We start from the raw sequence: 19,794 nt of genomic DNA, 5'->3' as shown, positions 1-19,794 counted from the left end.
AAATTTTATATTTTTATTTTTACATAAAACCAATACGCTTTGGAACTATTTGATTTTGTCGAATTCAAAATTGCAGATATCATTGATATCATTTTGGTAGCATTTCTGTTTTACTACCTCTACAAACTGGTAAAAGGAACCGTTGCCATCAATATTTTTATAGGAATTGTTGTTATTTACTTTATTTACCTCTTGACGGAAGCCATGAATATGCAGATATTGAGCAATATTTTCGGTAAGTTCATCGGAGTTGGTTTTTTTGCGCTCATTGTTGTTTTCCAACAGGAAATACGAAAGTTTTTACTCATGGTAGGCTCTACCAATTTCGCGAGCAAAAAAGGACTTATGAGACATTTAAAATTTCTAAAACAAGATAGTGTCACCACCGAAACTGATGTCGATGCCATCCTGTCTGCCTGCGAAAAAATGAGTCTTTCATATACAGGTGTGCTTATCGTTATCGAACGAAACAACTCCCTGGATTTTGTAAAACATACCGGTGATTCAATGAACATTGAGGTGAACCAACCCATTCTTGAAAGTATTTTTTACAAGAACAGTACGCTCCACGATGGTGCCGCGATTATAGAAGGTAATCGCATTGTAGCCACACGGGCTATTTTACCGGTTTCCAATGAACGGAACATCCCCTTGCGTTTTGGGTTGAGACACCGTGCCGCCGTAGGTATCACTGAAAGAACAGATGCCGTAGCACTAGTCGTTAGTGAAGAAAACGGACAATTATCTTATCTGAAAAATGGTGAGTTTGTTTTGTTTAAAGACAAAGAAGACCTTAAAAATACTATGCTTAAAGATCTTATTTAAAGAGACCTGTAGGCCTACCCATTTCATACAGCCTCTTCAGCCAAGAATTGGACTTCATATAGATTTTTATAATAGCCGTCCTGCTTTTTAAGGAGTTCGTTATGTGTACCCGCTTCTACAATCCTACCTGCATCCATCACCAATATCTTATCGGCTTTTTTAATGGTTGCCAATCGGTGTGCGATCACAATGGAAGTTCTTCCTTTGGTGATTCTATCCGTTGCTTTTTGAATGAGTATTTCTGAATGTGAGTCAACTGATGATGTAGCTTCATCCAGCACCAATATGCTCGGGTTACTGACATAAGCGCGCAAAAAAGCAATCAATTGTCGTTGCCCGCTTGATAACATCGTCCCACGTTCTTTCACATTGTAGTGATATCCTCCCGGCAGACTCTTGATAAATTTGTGTATCCCGATATCCTTGGCCGCCTGTATCACATCTTCTTCTTTTATACTCGGATCGTTAAGCGTGATATTGTTCAATATGGTATCTGCAAAAAGGAATACGTCCTGTAGCACCACAGCGATTTGCAAACGCAACGACTGCAAAGTGAATTCATTGATATTCACATTATCTACCAAAATTTCACCCGATTGTATATTGTAAAAACGGTTCAAAAGATTGATGATTGTTGATTTTCCCGCTCCGGTAGCTCCTACTATCGCAATGGTTTCGCCTTGTTTTACTCCAAAAGAAATGCCGTGTAATACTTCTTCATCCTCCAAATATCCAAAACGAACATCCTTAAAAGCAATCTCTCCCTTAAGATTTTCAGCAATACGGGTTCCATTATCTTCTATCCTACTTTCAGTATCTATGATATCAAACACCCTATTGGCAGCGACCATTCCCATTTGCAGGGTATTGAACTTATCGGCTATTTGACGAAGCGGTCTGAAGATCATCTGCGAAAGCATGATAAACATAAAGATATTACCCAAATCACTCGCCCCGTCTGACACAGCACGTAAACCACCAAACCAAACAATAAGACCGGTGGTTATAGACGACATCAATTCTACTACAGCAATAAAAATGGAGTTATACCAAACGGTGTTGATCCATGCTTTTTTATGCTTGTCGTTGATGATTTTAAACTGTTCGTATTCTTCCTTCTCGCGAACAAACAACTGAACGATCTTCATGCCCGTTAAACGTTCCTGAACAAAGGAATTCAGGTTGGATACTTGTCTGCGCACTTCTATAAAAGCTTTTTTCATCGCTTTTTGAAACAAACGTGTCGCATAGAGCATCAACGGTAAAACGGCAAAAATGATCAAGGACAACTGCCAATCGAAATAGATCATGACTCCGGCCACAACGATCATTTTCAATAAATCGCTCACGATCATGAACAAACCATCGCTGAAAATAGCAGCAATCCGTTCTATATCGCTCACTGCCCTGGTTACCAATATCCCTACGGAAGAATTATCAAAATACTTCATTCTGAAGTTAAGCATATGCTTGAACAGCTTCACCCGGATATCTTCTATCACCGATTGTCCGAGCCAATTGGCATAATAGATAAAAGATAGCTGACTTGTGACTTCTAAAAACAATACGATGGTCATATACACCACAAACATCAAGAGTCCATGGCTATCCTTAGTCAAGATATAATCGTCTACCGTATATTTCAAAAGGATAGGCCTCACCGAAGCAAACACCGACAGGAGAATCGCCGCAAAAGCAACTCCCACAAAGGTCAACCTATATGGTCTTGTATAGCGCATGAGCCTGTTGAACAAACCCAGATCGAATGTATTCCCTGTTTTATCTTTACTCATTAATTATTTAAATATTGTTTCAGGATATAAAACCTCTGTCAAATATAAACCATGTGCCGGAACTGAAGCTCCTGCATTACTCCTATTTTTACTTTCTAAGATATTTTTAACATCTTCAAGCGATGATTTTCCCATACCTACGTCCAATAAAGTCCCCACGATGGCGCGTACCATATTCCGAAGAAATCTATCCGCAGAAATATGAAAAGCCAAACGGTTTTCTTCCTGAACCCAAATCGCTTTTTCGAGCTTACAAATATAGGTTTTCACATCAGTATTTGATTTTGAAAAACACTGAAAGTCGCTGTATTGCAATAAGGCTTCGGCCGCTCCATTCATTTTATCCAATTCCAATTCCGCTCTTACATAGTGAGCATAATCCTGCATAAAAGGATTTTTCTCCTGCACCACCCAATACTCATAGCTTCTTTTTACCGCATCAAAACGGGCGTGAGCATCATCAGTTGTTAAAAAAATATTTTTGATCGCGATATCAGTCGGTAAAAGGCTATTCAACTTATAGATCAGGCTTTGAGTCTTGATTGTTGTTTCCACATCAAAATGTGCAAACATCTGTTTGGCGTGCACCCCGGTATCGGTTCGCCCGGCCCCCACAATCGGTGTTTTTTCCCGTAAAAGGGTCGATATAGCTTCTTCTATAACTTCTTGCACCGAAATGGCGTTGGGTTGTATTTGCCAGCCGTGATAGTTCTTTCCTTGATATGAAAGCTCTAAAAAATATCTCAAATCAAAATGCTATTTTTTCTCTGTAAAAACTGATGTACTTTTGTAACAAGACACAAAGATATCGAATTAACCAAACCTCGCTGTCGAGACTCTTTAATTTTAATTTATTTTTAAGTTTTATGCGGAAAATCCTTTTGCTCTCTGACACTCATAGTCATATAGACCAACAAATCATAAAGTACATCAAACAAGCTGACGAGGTGTGGCATGCGGGAGATGTTGGAGACCCCAAAGTGACCGATACCATCCAGCAGCTCAAACCCCTGAAAGCTGTTTACGGAAATATCGACAACGATGAAATACGCTTGGAATTTCCTGAAAACAATCGGTTTATGTGTGAAAAGGTAGATGTCTGGATTACCCATATTGGTGGTTACCCCAACAGATATGACAGAAGGGTGCGAGAAGAACTTAGAAAAAATCCACCAAAACTTTTTATCTGTGGCCATTCGCATATTCTAAAGGTGATGTGGGATAAAAAACTAAACTTCCTTCACATGAATCCGGGGGCTGTCGGAAAATACGGCTTTCACAAGGTAAGAACCATGCTACGTTTTGAAATTGACGGTGATCAAATCAAAAATTTGGAGATTATCGAATTGGAAAAAAGGGCTTAACCCAATTGGTCAAATATGTCGCCCCTATTTGGGCTATTAATATTGTACTCCTATCGGAGCTTTAAATAAAAAATCACTAATTTTAATTATACAAAAACACAAACTATGCATAAAAGAATAATCATTCTGTTCGTTATCGGACTTCTTTGTCCATTAAGTTTTAGCAGTTGTACAACCATGGGAACTGCCGGTGGTTCAACGCAAAACAGCAATATGATGCTCAACACCGTTCAATCGGTTTTAAACAACGGAACACAATCTGCTTTCACCGTTTTTGGGGATTCAGATTCATTCCTGACCAATGCTTTGATAGAAGCTGCCATGCCTCAAAAGTTGAAAGACATCAATCAGAAATTACAATCCATGGGATTAAATCATATCGTTGAAAAGGAAAAGGTACTCATCAGTGAGATTGCCAATTCAACTATAACCACTGCTCGCCCTGTGGTAAAAAAAGCTATCAACGAGATGACTCCTCAAGAGGCTATCAGCATAGTTTCCGGAGGTCAAGGTGCAGCTACACAATATTTAAAGAACAAGACGCATGACCAACTTGTGAGTGCGATTACTCCTGTGGTGAATCAACAAACAGAAAGATTGGGTGTTAACAGTTTACTTTCGAATGCTTTGGGTGGTAACAATATGCTGAATAGCATCCTTGGTGCAGTTATGGGAACTAACGATGCCGCTTCAAGTACTACTGACATGTTACAAAGTGCCATTACCAATCAATTAGTGGATGGCATGTTCAATATCGTAGAAGACGTGGAAAGAGATGCTCGTCAAAATCCGGGTACTGTTTTGAATGCGATTCTGATGAATTAGGGGAGTTAAGAAGAAATTATAAAGCAAAAAAGAGGGTGTCTAAAAAGATTGTTTTTATGTCAGTTCGAGCGCAGTAGAGAACTAAATAACTATTGAAAGTCAATAGGTTTCGACTGCGCTCAACCTGACAATATCCAATTCATATTACTTTTTAGACACCCTCTTTAATATTTTAAGCCTCTCCCGTAGGTCCAAAGTTTAACGGGATTGGAGGTTGTTCATAGTCTTTGATCTCTCCATGGGCACTTTCAAAACGTGTTACATTATCGTTCAATGCTTTTAAAAAGCGCTTGGCGTGTTGGGGTGTCAATATGATTCTGCTTTTTACTTTTGCTTTGGGTCTTCCCGGCATAATACTCACAAAATCCACTACAAATTCTGAAACCGAATGATTAATGATTGCTAAATTGGCATAGATCCCCTCAGCCGTAGCATCATCTAATTCTATATTGATCTGATTTTTCTTTTGTTCTTTTTGATCGCTCATAATATCTGTTTTATTGAGTTCATTGCGTTTGTAATGTACTAAAGTTTATATATTCTGGAAAGTAAAGTTGTAAAATCGTGAAATTATATACTGCTAATGGGTTATTTAGCGTTCAAATAGCATTGCTACCGGTTCCTTTTCCGTTCCTACTTGTTGATTTTCGACTGTTTCCTATCGTTCTTCGGTTGTTTTACGTGACTCTTCGACTACTTGCTATCACTTTTTGATTTCTTCGTATTGAATTTCGGCTGTTTTCACCATGTTTTAGCTTGTTTCATGCTGTATTAATTCTGTTTTCTCTTTATTTTAAGATTTTATCAATGGTTTTGGTGTTTTTTTACAGCTCTGCGAAGAAACCCCGAAGCGTCGGGGGTATCAAGAAGCATTTTAGCAAAGGGGCTCGATACAATTTTCTTTCAGAATGACGTTGTTTTATAAAAATGAACCAAAACCATCTTAGTGGATTTTTTCAACAGTGATTCGAATCGATTTGCTCATGGGTTGTTCGCTATGCGGATCATATTGATCGCACGGCACTAATAAGTTTGTTTCAGGAAAATAGGCCCCGATATTTGACTTAGGGATATTGTACGGAACTACCAAAAACTGTTCAGCCGTTCTTTTTTTTCCACCATATTCGCTGTGAAGATTAACCACATCCATTTTTTTCAGATTCCTTTCCAGCATATCTTCTTCATTCATAAAAACAACACGACGCTCATTATAAACTCCACGATAACGGTCGTCTAATCCGTAGATAGTTGTGTTAAACTGATCATGTGAACGAAAGGTCGTTAGCAACAACTCCCCTTCTTTCAAATTGGTTTCCGATAAACGGTTTACAGTCAATTTGGCTTTTGCGTTTGGCATCATACTAAAATCACTTTCCCGGGAATTATTTGGGAGGTAATAGCCAAACCCCTTAGAGCGTTCCCCTGTGTTTTCAAAACCTTTGACTGTTTTGTCAATATATTTACGAATAAGGTCATAGTCATTGGCCATAGCTTCCCAATCCACAGGGTGACCTCCTTTAAAGTAAGCATGTGCCATTGAAGCAATAATTTCAGGTTCACTCTTTATATTCCCGGATGCCGGCTTGAGTAACCCACGGCTTTGTCTTATTTTACCTGTACTGCTCTCCATTGTTAGGAATTGAGTCTTTCCCATTTTTATGTCCTTTTCAGACCGTCCGTAAGTTGGCAACAATAGGGCTGTTTTTCCTGTAACCAAATGACTCCGATTCAATTTGGTACTGACTTGTACTGTAAGTGCACAATTTTGTATGCCCTCGGCCGTATACTCGGTATCCGGTGCTGCCATTAAAAAATTACCTCCTAAACAGAGAAAAACCTTTGATTTGCCTTCATACATGGATTTGATGGTATTTATTGCATTATGACCATGTTCTACAGGAGGATCAAAACCCATGTGTTTTTTAATCCTTCTGTTGAATTCTTCATTTACAAAATGCATTATACCCACACTTCGATCTCCTTGAACATTGCTGTGTCCGCGCACCGGAAAAGTCCCCGTGAATGGTTTTCCTATGGCTCCTTTAAGCAATAAAAGATTAACAAATTCCTGAATGGTTTCCACAGCATTCTTATGTTGGGTTAATCCCATAGCCCAGCATACTACAATTTTAGATTTTGAAGCCAGCAATTCAACAACTTTATCAATTTCCTCTTCTAAAATACCCGTTCGTGCCAGCAAATCGGCTTCGTCATAATTGGCTAAGTCATTCATCAATTCAGTATAGCCATCAGCATATCTTTTTAAAAATTCATGATCAAACACATTCCCTGCCCTTTCTTTGTCAAGTGCTGCTAATTTTTTCAGGATGAGCTTCATCAAAGCCATATCTCCGTTTATTTTTACAGGAAGATGAATATCGGCAATAGCAGTACCGCTTCCCAACATATCAGATACTTTTTGCGGGTTTTTGAACTTGACCAATCCGGATTCTTCCAATGGATTGATACTGATGATTTTTCCGCCATTTTTTTTACATTCTGAAAAAGCAGATAACATTCTGGGATGGTTGGTTCCCGGATTATGTCCGACTGTTAGCACCACCTCTGCTTTATGTAAATCCTCTACAGTTGCCGAGCCTTTCCCGATACCAAGCGTATTTTTGAGAGCAACTCCGGAGGATTCATGACACAAATTTGAGCAATCCGGCATATTGTTAGTACCGAAGGCCCGCGCAAAGATGCCATATAAAAAAGCCGCTTCATTACTCGATCGGCCCGAGGTATAAAAACACGCTTCATTAGGATCTTTTAATTTGTGTAGTTCTTCTGCGATAAGTTCGTAAGCCTCTTGCCATGCAATAGGCTCATAATGCAGTTTGCCGGGACGCAAAACCAATGGTTCGGTAATTCTACCTAATTTATTGAGTTCATAGTCTGACAATTGAGATAACTCCTCTACAGAATGAGTAGCAAAAAATGAGGCTCCTATATGTTGAATTGTGGCTTCATCTGCCAATGCCTTGGCACCATTTTCACAATACTCAGCAATCTTAGAAGTTTCTTTAGGCACCGGCCAAGCACAACTTGGACAACGAAAGCCATCCGGTTGATTCATGTCCAGCAACGCCCGGGTTGAGCGTACAATACCCATTTCTTTAAAAGTATGCCGTAACGTCTCTTTAATCCCTAACAAACCTGCAGCCGTACGTATAGGATCTTTGAGTTTGATCCCGGTAAATTTGATTTTTCCGGTAAGAGAAACGTTTCGTTTAAATGTCTTTTCTGAAGTTTTGGCATTTGTACTCATCTTATGGGTGTTTAACATGCGTTCGAATATTGTTATCTGACAATCAATTTATCAACACAACTACTGTCAGGTCGAGCACAGTCGAGACCTCATTTTTAAAATACAAAATCCGATAACCTCTCGACTGCGCTCGAGGTGACAGCTAGATAATCAAGAGTTTTAGTCTTATATTATATCCAATCCAAGTTGTTTAAATTATTCCACGGCAATATTCAAAAATAATCGTTTTAAAAAGAAAACCCCGAGCCTTCGCCCGGGGTTCTCAATTTAAACAAACTTTATAATACTTATGAACCTAATCTTAAAGATTCACATGCTCTTGTTTTCCAGCCATAATCTCGTTGTACTCTTCTTTTGATCCTACGATAATATTATCGTAGTCTCTCATTCCGGTACCTGCCGGGATTCTGTGTCCAACAATCACATTTTCTTTCAATCCTTCAAGATGATCAACCTTACCGCTTACTGCAGCTTCGTTCAGTACTTTTGTAGTTTCCTGGAACGACGCGGCAGAGATAAACGATTTTGTTTGAAGCGAAGCTCTGGTAATACCTTGTAATACCGGTGTAGCAACAGCAGGAACAGCGTCCCTTGCTTCTACAAGCTGCTTATCAGTTCTTCTCAAGATCGAATTTTCATCTCTTAGTTCGCGAGGCGTAATAATCTGACCTGCTTTCAAGGTTTCTGATTCACCTGCATCTTCGATCACTTTCATTCCAAAGATTCTGTCATTTTCTTCAATGAAATCATCTTTATGAATTAATTGTTGCTCTAAGAATGTAGTATCTCCTGAATCCTGGATCTTCACCTTACGCATCATCTGGCGTACTACCACCTCAAAGTGCTTATCGTTAATCTTCACCCCTTGCAGACGGTATACTTCCTGAACTTCGTTCACCAAGTATTGTTGTACTGCAGATGGGCCTTTGATTCTCAAAATATCTTCCGGAGTAATCGATCCGTCAGACAATGGCATTCCGGCGCGAACATAGTCATTTTCCTGAACCAAAATCTGGTTGGACAATTTCACCAAGTATTTCTTGATATCTCCCAATTTGGATTCTACTATGATCTCGCGGTTACCTCTCTTGATCTTACCAAAAGAAACCACCCCGTCAATTTCAGAAACAACGGCAGGATTTGAAGGGTTACGTGCTTCGAAAAGCTCGGTTACCCTTGGAAGACCACCGGTAATATCACCTGCTTTGGATGATTTTCTAGGAATCTTCACAAGTACTTTACCTTCTTTGATCTTCTCACCGTTATCCACCATAATGTGGGCGCCAACCGGCAAGTTGTATGAACGTAAGGTTGTTCCTTTACTGTCTTTGATCAACAAGGTCGGGATCAACTTTTTGTTTCTCGATTCAGAAATCACTTTCTCCTGGAATCCGGTTTGTTCATCGATTTCCACTTGATAAGTAACCCCTTGCTCGATATTTTCGTAAGCGATTTTTCCTGAGAATTCAGAAATAATCACTGCGTTATACGGATCCCACTGACAAACCGTGTCGCCTTTACTCAGTTTCTGTCCTTGTTTTACAAAGATCTGAGAACCGTAAGGCACATTGTTTACAGCCAGTGTAATTCCGGTTTTTCCATCGATAAATTTCACCTCTGCAGTTCTTGAGATCACAATATCAACCTCTTTTCCTTCAGCATTGATTCCTTTTACGGTTTTAAGGTCTTCGATTTCGATCTTGCTATCGAACTTGGCAATAATTTTATTCTCTTCGGAAATGTTTCCTGCAATACCACCCACGTGGAAGGTACGTAGTGTAAGCTGTGTTCCCGGCTCACCAATAGATTGAGCGGCCACAACCCCAACGGATTCTCCTCGCTGTACCATTTTTCCGGTAGCCAAGTTACGTCCGTAACACCTCGCACAAATACCTCGTTTTGCTTCACAAGTCAATGGCGAGCGTACTTCAATCTTATCCACAGGAGAGGCTTCAACTTTCTTAACGATTTCTTCTGTTACTTCTTCTCCTGCACTTACCAACAATTCTTCGGTAAGCGGATCGTAAACATCTTGTAGGGAAACACGCCCTAGAATTCTTTCTCCAAGCGATTCTACAACCTCATCGTTTTTCTTCAACGGTTCTACTTCAACACCGCGAAGTGTTCCACAGTCTTCCGTATTCACGATCACATCTTGAGAAACATCCACCAAACGACGTGTCAAGTAACCCGCATCAGCCGTTTTCAATGCCGTATCCGCAAGTCCTTTACGCGCACCGTGAGTAGAGATAAAGTATTCAAGAATTGAAAGCCCTTCTTTAAAGTTTGAAAGAATCGGGTTTTCAATAATCTCTCCACCACCAGCAGTTGATTTTTTCGGTTTCGCCATCAATCCACGCATACCGGTCAACTGACGGATCTGCTCTTTAGATCCCCTTGCTCCGGAATCCAACATCATAAACACAGAGTTGAACCCTTGGTTGTCTTCACGAATTCGCTTCATCGCCAATTCGGTCAACATCGCGTTGGTAGAAGTCCAAACATCAATCACCTGATTATAACGCTCATTATTGGTAATAAGCCCCATGTTATAATTTGCCATAATGCCGTCCACCTGTTCGTTGGCATCCGCAATCATCGGGTGTTTCTCTTCAGGAATGATAATATCACCTAAACTGAAAGACAATCCACCTTTGAATGCGAAATTATATCCCATACTCTTGATCTTGTCGAGGAATTCCGCTGTTGTTGGAACGTCTGTCGCTTTAAGGATCTTACCAATAATATCCCTTAATGACTTTTTGGTCAATATTTCATTAACATAACCTGCTTGTTCCGGCACCACTTGGTTGAATAAAATTCTACCTACTGTGGTTTCTATGATCTGAGAAACAAGCTCTCCCTCTTCATTAAAGTCTTTTGCGCGAACTTTTACCGTAGCATTCAAGTCAACTTTTTTCTCGTTGAAAGCAATATTCACTTCCTCTGCAGAATAGAATGTCAATCCTTCACCTTTAATTGGGTGATCTTTAGTTGATTTTCTCGCCTTGGTCATATAATACAATCCAAGAACCATATCCTGAGAAGGTACGGTAATCGGCGAACCGTTTGCAGGGTTCAATATATTGTGAGAAGCCAGCATCAACATTTGCGCCTCCAAAATAGCTTCAGGTCCAAGTGGCAAGTGAACTGCCATCTGGTCACCATCGAAGTCGGCGTTGAATGCCGTACACACCAATGGGTGTAACTGGATCGCTTTACCTTCGATCAATTTAGGTTGGAATGCCTGAATTCCCAAACGGTGAAGCGTAGGAGCACGGTTAAGTAGTACCGGGTGTCCTTTTAGTACGTTCTCTAAAATATCCCATACTACCGGCTCTCTCTTATCTATAATCTTCTTAGCTGATTTTACTGTTTTTACAATACCTCTTTCAATCAGTTTTCTGATCACAAAAGGTTTGTACAGCTCGGCAGCCATATTTTTAGGAAGACCACACTCATACAGTTTCATTTCAGGACCAACAACGATTACCGAACGTGCTGAATAATCCACACGTTTACCCAAAAGGTTTTGACGGAAACGTCCTTGTTTTCCTTTTAATGAATCTGAAAGTGATTTTAGCGGTCTGTTTGATTCTGTTTTAACAGCAGAAGACTTACGTGTGTTGTCGAACAATGAATCGACAGATTCCTGAAGCATACGCTTCTCGTTACGCAAGATTACTTCCGGGGCTTTGATCTCCATCAATCGCTTCAAACGATTGTTTCTGATGATCACCCTTCTGTAAAGGTCGTTAAGGTCGGAAGTTGCAAATCGCCCTCCATCCAACGGCACCAACGGACGCAATTCCGGCGGAATTACAGGAATCACTTTCATGATCATCCACTCCGGATTGTTCTCTCTGTTCTTTTGCGACTCACGCAAAGCCTCTACAACCTGTAAGCGTTTTAGCGCTTCTGTTTTACGTTGTTTAGAAGTTTCATTATTCGCTTTGTGTCTCAATTCATATGAAAGCTCGTCAAGATTGATTCTCGAAAGCAATTCGATAAGGCATTCAGCCCCCATTTTCGCGATGAACTTATTAGGGTCTGTATCTTCTAAATATTGATTCTCGGCAGGAAGGGATTCTAAAACATTCAAGTACTCTTCCTCCGTTAGGAAATCCATTTTTTCAACAGGATCCCCATCAGCATTTTTTGCAGTTCCCGGTTGGATCACTACGTAACGCTCGTAATAGATAATCATATCCAACTTCTTAGACGGTAATCCAAGAAGGTATCCTATTTTATTTGGCAATGAACGGAAATACCAAATATGTGCAACCGGCACTACAAGGTTGATATGTCCAACTCTGTCCCTACGTACCTTTTTCTCGGTAACTTCTACTCCACATCGGTCACAAACAATTCCCTTATATCGTATTCTTTTATATTTTCCACAGGCACATTCATAATCCTTTACTGGACCAAAAATACGCTCACAGAAAAGACCGTCACGCTCCGGTTTGTGTGTACGGTAGTTAATGGTTTCCGGTTTAAGCACTTCTCCTCTGGATTCTGCCAAAATAGACTCCGGAGATGCCAAACCGATTGAGATTTTATTAAATCTCTGTATTGTATTCTTATCTTTACTTCTAGCCATAATATATGGTGATAATGAATTAAGTGTAATTTAGTATTACATTTTCAACCTTGGCACCTGTTGTTGAACAGATGCCGAGGTTAAAATATTTATTCTTCTAATCTGATATCTAATCCGAGACCTTTCAATTCATGCATCAATACATTGAACGATTCTGGTAATCCCGGTTCCGGCATCATCTCTCCCTTAACGATTGTTTCGTAAGTTTTAGCTCTACCAATAACATCATCAGATTTCACAGTCAAAATCTCTCTAAGCGTACTTGATGCACCGTATGCTTCAAGTGCCCACACTTCCATCTCACCAAAACGCTGACCACCAAATTGAGCTTTACCTCCTAATGGCTGTTGTGTAATCAATGAGTATGGACCAATAGAACGGGCGTGCATCTTATCGTCAACCATGTGACCTAGTTTAAGCATGTAGATAACACCTACTGTTGCTGCCTGGTCAAAACGCTCTCCTGTTCCACCGTCGTACAGGTGTGTATGTCCGAATCTTGGAATACCTGCTTCATCTGTCAGTTCGTTGATCTGATCTAATGACGCACCATCAAAGATTGGCGTAGCAAACTTCTTACCGAGGTTTTTACCAGCCCATCCTAACACCGTTTCATAAATCTGACCGATGTTCATACGTGATGGCACCCCTAGTGGGTTCAATACGATATCTACAGGCGTTCCGTTTTCCAAGAAAGGCATATCTTCTTGACGAACAATTCGTGCAACGATACCTTTGTTACCGTGACGACCTGCCATCTTATCTCCTACTTTCAATTTACGTTTCTTAGCGATGTAAACTTTAGCAAGTTTCATAATACCTGCCGGAAGTTCATCTCCCACGGAAATCGTAAACTTATCTCTACGCAACGCTCCTTGAAGGTCGTTCAGTTTGATCTTATAATTGTGAAGAAGATCATTGATCAAGGCATTCGTGTTTTTGTCTGTTGTCCAAGTTCCACTTACCAAGTGAGCAAAATCGTCAACAGCATTCAACATTTTCTGTGTGTACTTCTTACCTTTAGGGAATACTTCTTCACCTAGGTCGTTAAATACCCCTTGTGATGTTTTCCCGTTTACGATAGAGAACAACTTGTCTACCAATTCATCTTTAAGTTCGCTGAATTTTGTTTCAAATTCCAATTCCAACTTAGCGATGTCTTCTTTATCTTTAGCTCTCTTGCGTTTATCTTTAATCGCCCTAGAGAACAATTTCTTGTTGATAACCACACCGTTTAATGATGGTGAGGCCTTCAATGAAGCATCTTTAACATCTCCAGCTTTATCACCAAAGATCGCACGAAGTAATTTCTCTTCCGGAGTTGGATCTGATTCTCCTTTTGGAGTAATCTTACCAATCAGGATATCGCCCGGTTTCACTTCGGCACCGATACGAATCATACCGTTTTCGTCAAGGTCTTTTGTTGCCTCTTCAGAAACGTTTGGTATGTCATTGGTCAATTCTTCAGCTCCCAACTTGGTATCTCTCACTTCAAGAGAATACTCATCGATATGAATGGAAGTAAAGATATCTTCCCTTACTACTTTTTCAGAAATTACAATCGCATCCTCAAAGTTGTACCCTTTCCATGGCATAAACGCCACCTGTAAGTTTCTACCCAAGGCCAATTCTCCTTGCTGCGTTGCATATCCTTCACAAAGTACTTGTCCTTTACTTACTTTATCACCTTTTCTAACGATAGGCTTCAAGTTGATGGAAGTACCTTGGTTGGTTTTTCTGAATTTAACAAGATCGTATGTTTTGAAATCGTCTTCAAAACTTACCAATCTTTCATTATCTGTTCTTTCGTATTTGATAACGATCTTCTTGGCATCTACATAATCTACAACCCCTTTCCCTTCAGCATTTACCAATACTCTGGAGTCTGAAGCCACACGACGTTCAAGTCCTGTACCTACGATAGGCGATTGCGGTCTTAACAACGGCACTGCCTGACGCATCATGTTTGATCCCATCAATGCACGGTTCGCATCATCATGTTCCAAGAACGGAATTAATGAAGCCGAGATTGAAGCGATCTGGTTTGGTGCCACATCGGTATAGTGAACCTCTGCCGGATCTACTACCGGGAAGTCACCTTCTTCACGGGCAATTACCTTTTCAGTGTCGATGGTCCCATCTTTTTTCAAAGGGATATTTGCCTGTGCAATTTTTCTTTCTTCTTCCTCTTCAGCACTTAGGTAAAGTATTTCTGAAAGATCTACTTTTCCACTATCAACTTTTCTATATGGAGTCTCGATGAATCCCATATTGTTCACTTTTGCAAACACACTCAAAGAAGAGATCAAACCAATGTTTGGTCCTTCAGGTGTTTCAATCGGACAAAGACGTCCGTAGTGCGTATAGTGAACGTCACGAACCTCAAACCCTGCTCTTTCACGAGAAAGTCCTCCTGGCCCTAAAGCCGATAAACGACGTTTGTGTGTAATCTCTGCCAATGGATTGGTTTGATCCATGAATTGAGACAACTGGTTGGTACCGAAGAATGAGTTAATTACCGATGACAATGTTTTTGCGTTGATCAAATCGATTGGCGTAAACACTTCGTTATCACGAACGTTCATACGTTCACGAATGGTTCTTGCCATACGAGCCAAACCAACACCAAACTGAGATGACAACTGCTCTCCTACTGTTCTAACACGACGGTTGGACAAGTGGTCGATATCATCGATCTCTGCCTTAGAGTTAATTAATTCAATCAGATATTTTATAATAGTGATAATATCTTCTTTGGTTAGTACTTGTTTATCCATATCGATATTCAAGCCTAACTTTTTGTTCATTCTGTAACGTCCAACTTCACCTAAGTTATAACGTTGATCTGAGAAGAACAATTTGTCGATAATACCTCTTGCCGTTTCTTCATCTGGCGGTTCGGCATTACGCAATTGACGGTATATGTGTTCTACAGCCTCTTTTTCAGAGTTTGTAGGGTCTTTTTGTAATGTATTGTAGATAATGGCATAATCCCCGGTTTGACTATCTTCTTTGTGCAACAAGATCGTCTTCACATCGGTTTCAAGGATCTCTTCAATGTGATCTTTTTCAAGAACAGTATCCCTGTCTAAAATGATTTCGTTACGCTCAATAGAAACTACTTCTCCTGTATCTTCATCAACGAAATCTTCGTGCCATGTTTTTAAAACACGGGCTGCCAATTTTCTGCCCAGCACTTTTTTCAATCCTGTTTTGGAAACTTTTACTTCTTCAGCAAGGTCGAATATTTCCAGGATATCCTTATCGCGTTCAAAACCAATAGCGCGGAAAAGTGTTGTAACAGGTAATTTTTTCTTTCTATCGATATAAGCGTACATCACGCTGTTGATATCGGTAGCAAATTCTATCCATGAACCTTTAAAAGGAATCACACGGGCAGAATACAATTTTGTTCCGTTAGCGTGGAACGATTGACCAAAGAATACACCCGGAGACCTGTGTAATTGTGACACAACTACCCTTTCGGCACCGTTAATGACAAAAGTACCACTAGGTGTCATATAAGGAATCACCCCCAGATATACATCCTGTACAATAGTTTCAAAATCTTCGTGCTCTGGATCTGTACAATACAGTTTCAACCTAGCCTTTAACGGCACACTATAGGTCAAACCTCTTTCTATACACTCTTGGATAGAATAGCGGGGAGGATCTATAAAGTAGTCTAAAAACTCAAGTACAAATTGATTGCGCGTATCAGTAATGGGGAAGTTCTCCATGAAGGTGTTATAAAGACCTTCGTTACCTCTTTCCTCAGATTTTGTTTCCAGTTGAAAGAAATCCTGGAATGACTTGATCTGAATGTCCAAGAAATCCGGGTAATCCGGTGTATTCTTAGCAGAGGCGAAATTAATTCTTTCAGTCTGATTTGTGAACATCAATGGACAATATTTTGATTAAAATGAAAATTGAAAAGCGTACACATTCATATACGCAAAAGGGTTTAGGTCTCAACCCGCATATTTTCGGGAAGGACCTAAACCGTGTTTTTACAGCTTGGAGCTGTCGAGGAAAATTACTTTAACTCTACCTCAGCACCAGCTTCTTCTAAAGACTTCTTAAGACCTTCGGCCTCGTCTTTATCAACGCCTTCTTTGATAGCTTTTGGAGCGCTATCTACCATTTCTTTAGCATCTTTAAGTCCTAAACCGGTTAGTTCTTTAACCAATTTAACAACTGCCAATTTAGAGCTTCCAGCAGCTTTAAGGATCACATCAAATTCTGTTTGCTCCTCAGCTTCTTCACCACCTCCGGCAGCAGCTCCACCTGCAACAGCTACAGCTGCAGCAGCAGGCTCGATACCATATTCTTCTTTTAAGATATCAGCTAATTCGTTTACTTCTTTTACTGTCAAATTAACCAATTGTTCTGCAAAATCTTTTAAATCTGCCATTTTTCTATCGTTTTAATAAAAATTTTAAAATATAATTGTTTTAAGTGCGTACTACTTTATGATTCTTTTTCTGATAAAGTTTTAAGGATACCAGACAATTTACTACCACCAGATTTAAGTCCGCTAATAACATTCTTAGCAGGTGATTGTAGTAATGTGATGATATCTCCAATAACTTCCTCTTTAGATTTGATGCTTACAAGAGTCTCTAATTGATTATCTCCAATATAGATCGCTTCTTCTATAAAAGCACCTTTTAAAACAGGTCGCTCAGATTTCTTACGGAAATCCTTGATAAGTTTTGCAGGCGCATTTCCTGTTTCAGCCAACATTAAAGAAGTGTTTCCTTTAAGTACTGTAGGTAATTCGCCAAAATCTTTATCAGAAGCTTCCATTGCTTTGGAAAGCAATGTGTTTTTTACAACTGCGAGTTTGATGTTTGCTTTAAAACAAGCCCTACGTAAATTAGAGGTTGTTTGAGCATCCAATCCTGAAGTATCTGCTAAATAGATATTTGTGCTATCTCCTAACTGCGCAGTTAAATCTTCTATTACCGTTAACTTTTCTTCTCTAGTCATGATTAAAAAAAATTTATAACTACCAATTAAACTACTGCCTTAGGATCTACAGGAACACTCGGACTCATCGTACTTGAAATAAAGATACTTTTGATATATGTTCCCTTAGCCGCAGTTGGCTTAAGTTTCATTAATGTTTCTAACAATTCATTTACGTTACCAGCAATTTTCTCTGCAGAGAAAGATGCTTTTCCTATAGCAGTGTGAACGATTCCTGTTTTATCAACTTTAAAGTCGATTTTACCGGCTTTTACCTCACCTACTGCTTTAGCTATATCCATAGTAACTGTTCCCGTCTTCGGGTTGGGCATCAATCCTCTTGGACCAAGAACTCGTCCTAAAGGTCCTAATTTACCCATTACGCTTGGCATAGTGATAATCACATCAACATCTGTCCAACCGTCTTTGATCTTTTGCAAGTATTCATCTAACCCTACATAGTCTGCTCCGGCTTCTTTAGCTTCAGCTTCCTTATCAGGAGTTACCAAGGCCAATACCTTTACATCTTTACCGGTTCCGTGAGGCAATGTAACCACCCCTCTCACCATTTGATTTGCTTTACGAGGATCTACTCCAAGACGTACAGCCAATTCTATAGATGCATCAAACTTAACGTTAGTGATCTCTTTTACTAATTCAGAAGCTTCTGCTACAGAGTAAAGTTTACTTCTGTCAATTTTAGCTACTGCTTCTTTTTGTTTCTTTGTCAATCGTGCCATTTCCAGATTCTTTTAAGATTTAAAAAGGTTTAGCACCTTTAACCGTTAGACCCATAGATCTTGCTGTTCCCGCAACCATGCTCATAGCTGATTCTACAGTAAACGCATTAAGATCCACCATTTTGTCTTCTGCGATGCTTTTTACTTGATCCCAAGTAACGCTCGCCACTTTTACACGGTTTGGCTCTCCGGAACCCTTTTTAACCTTAGCCGCTTCCAATAGCTGAACTGCCGCTGGCGGTGTCTTAACTACAAAGTCAAATGACTTGTCTTTGTAAACGGTGATAACAACTGGTAATACTTTACCTGGTTTGTCCTGTGTACGAGCATTAAACTGCTTACAGAACTCCATAATGTTAACGCCGGCAGCACCTAGAGCGGGTCCAACTGGTGGCGACGGATTCGCAGCACCTCCCCTAACTTGTAGTTTAACTACTTTACCTACTTCTTTTGCCATTGTTTATGTTCAAATTTTAGAATTTCGAAACGCCTCTATCTACTGGAAGCAAAGACGAATCTGTATATAAATGTGTAACAATTATACCTTTTCTACTTGCATATAGCTCAATTCTAATGGTGTCTTTCTTCCGAATATCTTCACCATCACCTCTAGCTTACGCTTCTCTTCGTTTATCTTTTCAACAGTTCCATTAAATCCGTTGAAAGGTCCATCTATAACTTTTACCGTTTCACCAAGAACATAAGGTATAGCCACATTGTCTGTTGTTACCGACAATTCGTCTACTTTACCTAACATTCTGTTCACTTCAGCTTTTCTCAATGGTATAGGATCACCTCCTTTTACCTCACCGAGAAAACCAATCACTCCGGTTATTGATCTAATCACGTGAACGATTTCCCCTCCCAAATTAGCTTTCACCATCACATATCCTGGGAAATACACACGTTCTTTATTTATCTTTTTTCCGTTACGTATCTGAACTACTTTTTCTGTTGGTACCAAAACCTCATCTACATAATCAGAATAACCAAGACGAGCGATATCTTGCTCTATGTAGCCTTTCACTTTGTTTTCCTGACCACTTACAGCTCTTACCACATACCATTGTTTTGCTAACGCTTCTGCCATTGCAATACCCGTCTTATTATTAATTAATTACGCCAAAATATAGTTTGATCAGTCTTGCAAAAACTGTATCAACACCCCAAATTGCCAATGAAAAAAGTATAGAGAAAATAGCAACTACAACCATCAGATTTTGCCCTTCGGCCCACGATGGCCAAGTAACATTTGCTCTTAACTCTTCAAATGATTCTTTTATATAATTTACCATTTTATCTCTATTTCTATTTGCACGGGTGGAGAGATTCGAACTCCCATCAACGGTTTTGGAGACCGCTATTCTGCCATTGAACTACACCCGTTTATTCAAGTTCAAAGGCG

At 39.7% G+C, this 19,794-nt stretch carries 15 protein-coding genes and 1 tRNA gene; 3 read left to right on the top strand and 13 right to left on the bottom strand.

All coding sequences use genetic code 11. From position 1 onward, the window contains the following. Positions 1–39: 39 nt before the first annotated feature. On the top strand, positions 40–825 hold the full coding sequence (locus tag OOZ15_RS07245) for a diadenylate cyclase (protein WP_265955410.1): 786 nt from the start codon (positions 40–42) through the stop codon (positions 823–825). A gap of 23 nt (positions 826–848) precedes the next feature. Here OOZ15_RS07245 and OOZ15_RS07240 read toward each other — a convergent pair whose 3' ends face one another. Both OOZ15_RS07240 and truA read right to left on the bottom strand, forming a co-directional pair. Next, positions 849–2,618 carry an ABC transporter ATP-binding protein gene (locus OOZ15_RS07240; RefSeq protein ID WP_265955409.1) on the bottom strand — a complete coding sequence of 590 codons (1,770 nt, stop codon included), beginning with the start codon at positions 2,616–2,618 and terminating at the stop codon, positions 849–851. A 3-nt stretch (positions 2,619–2,621) separates the two neighbouring features. Beyond that, a complete protein-coding gene (truA, locus tag OOZ15_RS07235; RefSeq protein WP_265955407.1) occupies positions 2,622–3,365 on the bottom strand; it encodes a tRNA pseudouridine(38-40) synthase TruA in 744 nt (247 codons plus the stop codon). Between the two features lie 119 nt (positions 3,366–3,484). Between truA and OOZ15_RS07230 the strand changes: the two genes are divergently transcribed. Next, entirely contained in the window at positions 3,485–3,982 is a 498-nt protein-coding gene (locus OOZ15_RS07230; RefSeq protein WP_265955405.1) for a metallophosphoesterase family protein, read from the top strand. 105 nt (positions 3,983–4,087) lie between these two features. Continuing rightward, positions 4,088–4,807, top strand: coding sequence for a DUF4197 family protein (locus OOZ15_RS07225; protein ID WP_265955403.1), 720 nt, complete (start codon positions 4,088–4,090; stop codon positions 4,805–4,807). A 172-nt stretch (positions 4,808–4,979) separates the two neighbouring features. Here the strand turns inward: OOZ15_RS07225 and OOZ15_RS07220 are convergent, their stop codons facing one another. The 11 genes from OOZ15_RS07220 to OOZ15_RS07170 form a co-directional block, all read right to left on the bottom strand. Continuing rightward, entirely contained in the window at positions 4,980–5,294 is a 315-nt protein-coding gene (locus OOZ15_RS07220; RefSeq protein WP_265955401.1) for a DUF3467 domain-containing protein, read from the bottom strand. A 456-nt stretch (positions 5,295–5,750) separates the two neighbouring features. Further along, a complete protein-coding gene (locus tag OOZ15_RS07215) occupies positions 5,751–8,075 on the bottom strand; it encodes an FdhF/YdeP family oxidoreductase (RefSeq protein WP_265955399.1) in 2,325 nt (774 codons plus the stop codon). Positions 8,076–8,376: 301 nt separating this feature from the next. Continuing rightward, positions 8,377–12,678 (bottom strand): DNA-directed RNA polymerase subunit beta', encoded by a 4,302-nt coding sequence (gene rpoC / locus OOZ15_RS07210; protein WP_265955397.1) that lies wholly within the window; start codon positions 12,676–12,678, stop codon positions 8,377–8,379. Positions 12,679–12,767: 89 nt separating this feature from the next. After that, positions 12,768–16,577, bottom strand: a complete 3,810-nt coding sequence (gene rpoB, locus OOZ15_RS07205) for a DNA-directed RNA polymerase subunit beta (protein ID WP_265955578.1) — start codon at positions 16,575–16,577, stop codon at positions 12,768–12,770. A 137-nt stretch (positions 16,578–16,714) separates the two neighbouring features. Continuing rightward, positions 16,715–17,092, bottom strand: a complete 378-nt coding sequence (gene rplL / locus OOZ15_RS07200) for a 50S ribosomal protein L7/L12 (protein ID WP_265955395.1) — start codon at positions 17,090–17,092, stop codon at positions 16,715–16,717. Positions 17,093–17,148: 56 nt separating this feature from the next. Next, positions 17,149–17,670, bottom strand: coding sequence for a 50S ribosomal protein L10 (gene rplJ / locus OOZ15_RS07195; RefSeq protein ID WP_265955393.1), 522 nt, complete (start codon positions 17,668–17,670; stop codon positions 17,149–17,151). Between the two features lie 26 nt (positions 17,671–17,696). Beyond that, positions 17,697–18,389 (bottom strand): 50S ribosomal protein L1, encoded by a 693-nt coding sequence (gene rplA / locus OOZ15_RS07190; protein ID WP_265955391.1) that lies wholly within the window; start codon positions 18,387–18,389, stop codon positions 17,697–17,699. A 19-nt stretch (positions 18,390–18,408) separates the two neighbouring features. Beyond that, positions 18,409–18,846: a 50S ribosomal protein L11 gene (gene rplK / locus OOZ15_RS07185; RefSeq protein WP_265955390.1), complete on the bottom strand. Its 438-nt coding sequence runs from the start codon at positions 18,844–18,846 to the stop codon at positions 18,409–18,411. Between the two features lie 81 nt (positions 18,847–18,927). Beyond that, positions 18,928–19,479, bottom strand: coding sequence for a transcription termination/antitermination protein NusG (gene nusG / locus OOZ15_RS07180; protein ID WP_265955389.1), 552 nt, complete (start codon positions 19,477–19,479; stop codon positions 18,928–18,930). A 19-nt stretch (positions 19,480–19,498) separates the two neighbouring features. After that, positions 19,499–19,684, bottom strand: coding sequence for a preprotein translocase subunit SecE (gene secE, locus OOZ15_RS07175; protein ID WP_265955387.1), 186 nt, complete (start codon positions 19,682–19,684; stop codon positions 19,499–19,501). A gap of 20 nt (positions 19,685–19,704) precedes the next feature. Next, positions 19,705–19,775 (bottom strand) — tRNA-Trp (locus tag OOZ15_RS07170). Between the last annotated feature and the right edge of the window lie 19 nt (positions 19,776–19,794).

This window comes from Galbibacter kalidii, from assembly GCF_026241135.1.
Classification (GTDB): domain Bacteria; phylum Bacteroidota; class Bacteroidia; order Flavobacteriales; family Flavobacteriaceae; genus Galbibacter.
Note: the sequence above shows the minus strand (reverse complement) of the source record. Positions and strands in the feature narration are given on the sequence as shown.

What these genes read in the sequence shown, in the direction of transcription:
- rpoB (WP_265955578.1), bottom strand. Translation starts at nt 16,577, where the DNA reads ATGTTCACAAATCAGACTGAAAGAATTAATTTCGCCTCTGCTAAGAAT.
- rplL (WP_265955395.1), bottom strand. Translation starts at nt 17,092, where the DNA reads ATGGCAGATTTAAAAGATTTTGCAGAACAATTGGTTAATTTGACAGTA.
- OOZ15_RS07220 (WP_265955401.1), bottom strand. Translation starts at nt 5,294, where the DNA reads ATGAGCGATCAAAAAGAACAAAAGAAAAATCAGATCAATATAGAATTA.
- rplA (WP_265955391.1), bottom strand. Translation starts at nt 18,389, where the DNA reads ATGGCACGATTGACAAAGAAACAAAAAGAAGCAGTAGCTAAAATTGAC.
- OOZ15_RS07225 (WP_265955403.1), top strand. Translation starts at nt 4,088, where the DNA reads ATGCATAAAAGAATAATCATTCTGTTCGTTATCGGACTTCTTTGTCCA.
- secE (WP_265955387.1), bottom strand. Translation starts at nt 19,684, where the DNA reads ATGGTAAATTATATAAAAGAATCATTTGAAGAGTTAAGAGCAAATGTT.
- OOZ15_RS07230 (WP_265955405.1), top strand. Translation starts at nt 3,485, where the DNA reads ATGCGGAAAATCCTTTTGCTCTCTGACACTCATAGTCATATAGACCAA.
- rpoC (WP_265955397.1), bottom strand. Translation starts at nt 12,678, where the DNA reads ATGGCTAGAAGTAAAGATAAGAATACAATACAGAGATTTAATAAAATC.
- nusG (WP_265955389.1), bottom strand. Translation starts at nt 19,479, where the DNA reads ATGGCAGAAGCGTTAGCAAAACAATGGTATGTGGTAAGAGCTGTAAGT.
- rplJ (WP_265955393.1), bottom strand. Translation starts at nt 17,670, where the DNA reads ATGACTAGAGAAGAAAAGTTAACGGTAATAGAAGATTTAACTGCGCAG.
- rplK (WP_265955390.1), bottom strand. Translation starts at nt 18,846, where the DNA reads ATGGCAAAAGAAGTAGGTAAAGTAGTTAAACTACAAGTTAGGGGAGGT.
- OOZ15_RS07215 (WP_265955399.1), bottom strand. Translation starts at nt 8,075, where the DNA reads ATGAGTACAAATGCCAAAACTTCAGAAAAGACATTTAAACGAAACGTT.
- OOZ15_RS07240 (WP_265955409.1), bottom strand. Translation starts at nt 2,618, where the DNA reads ATGAGTAAAGATAAAACAGGGAATACATTCGATCTGGGTTTGTTCAAC.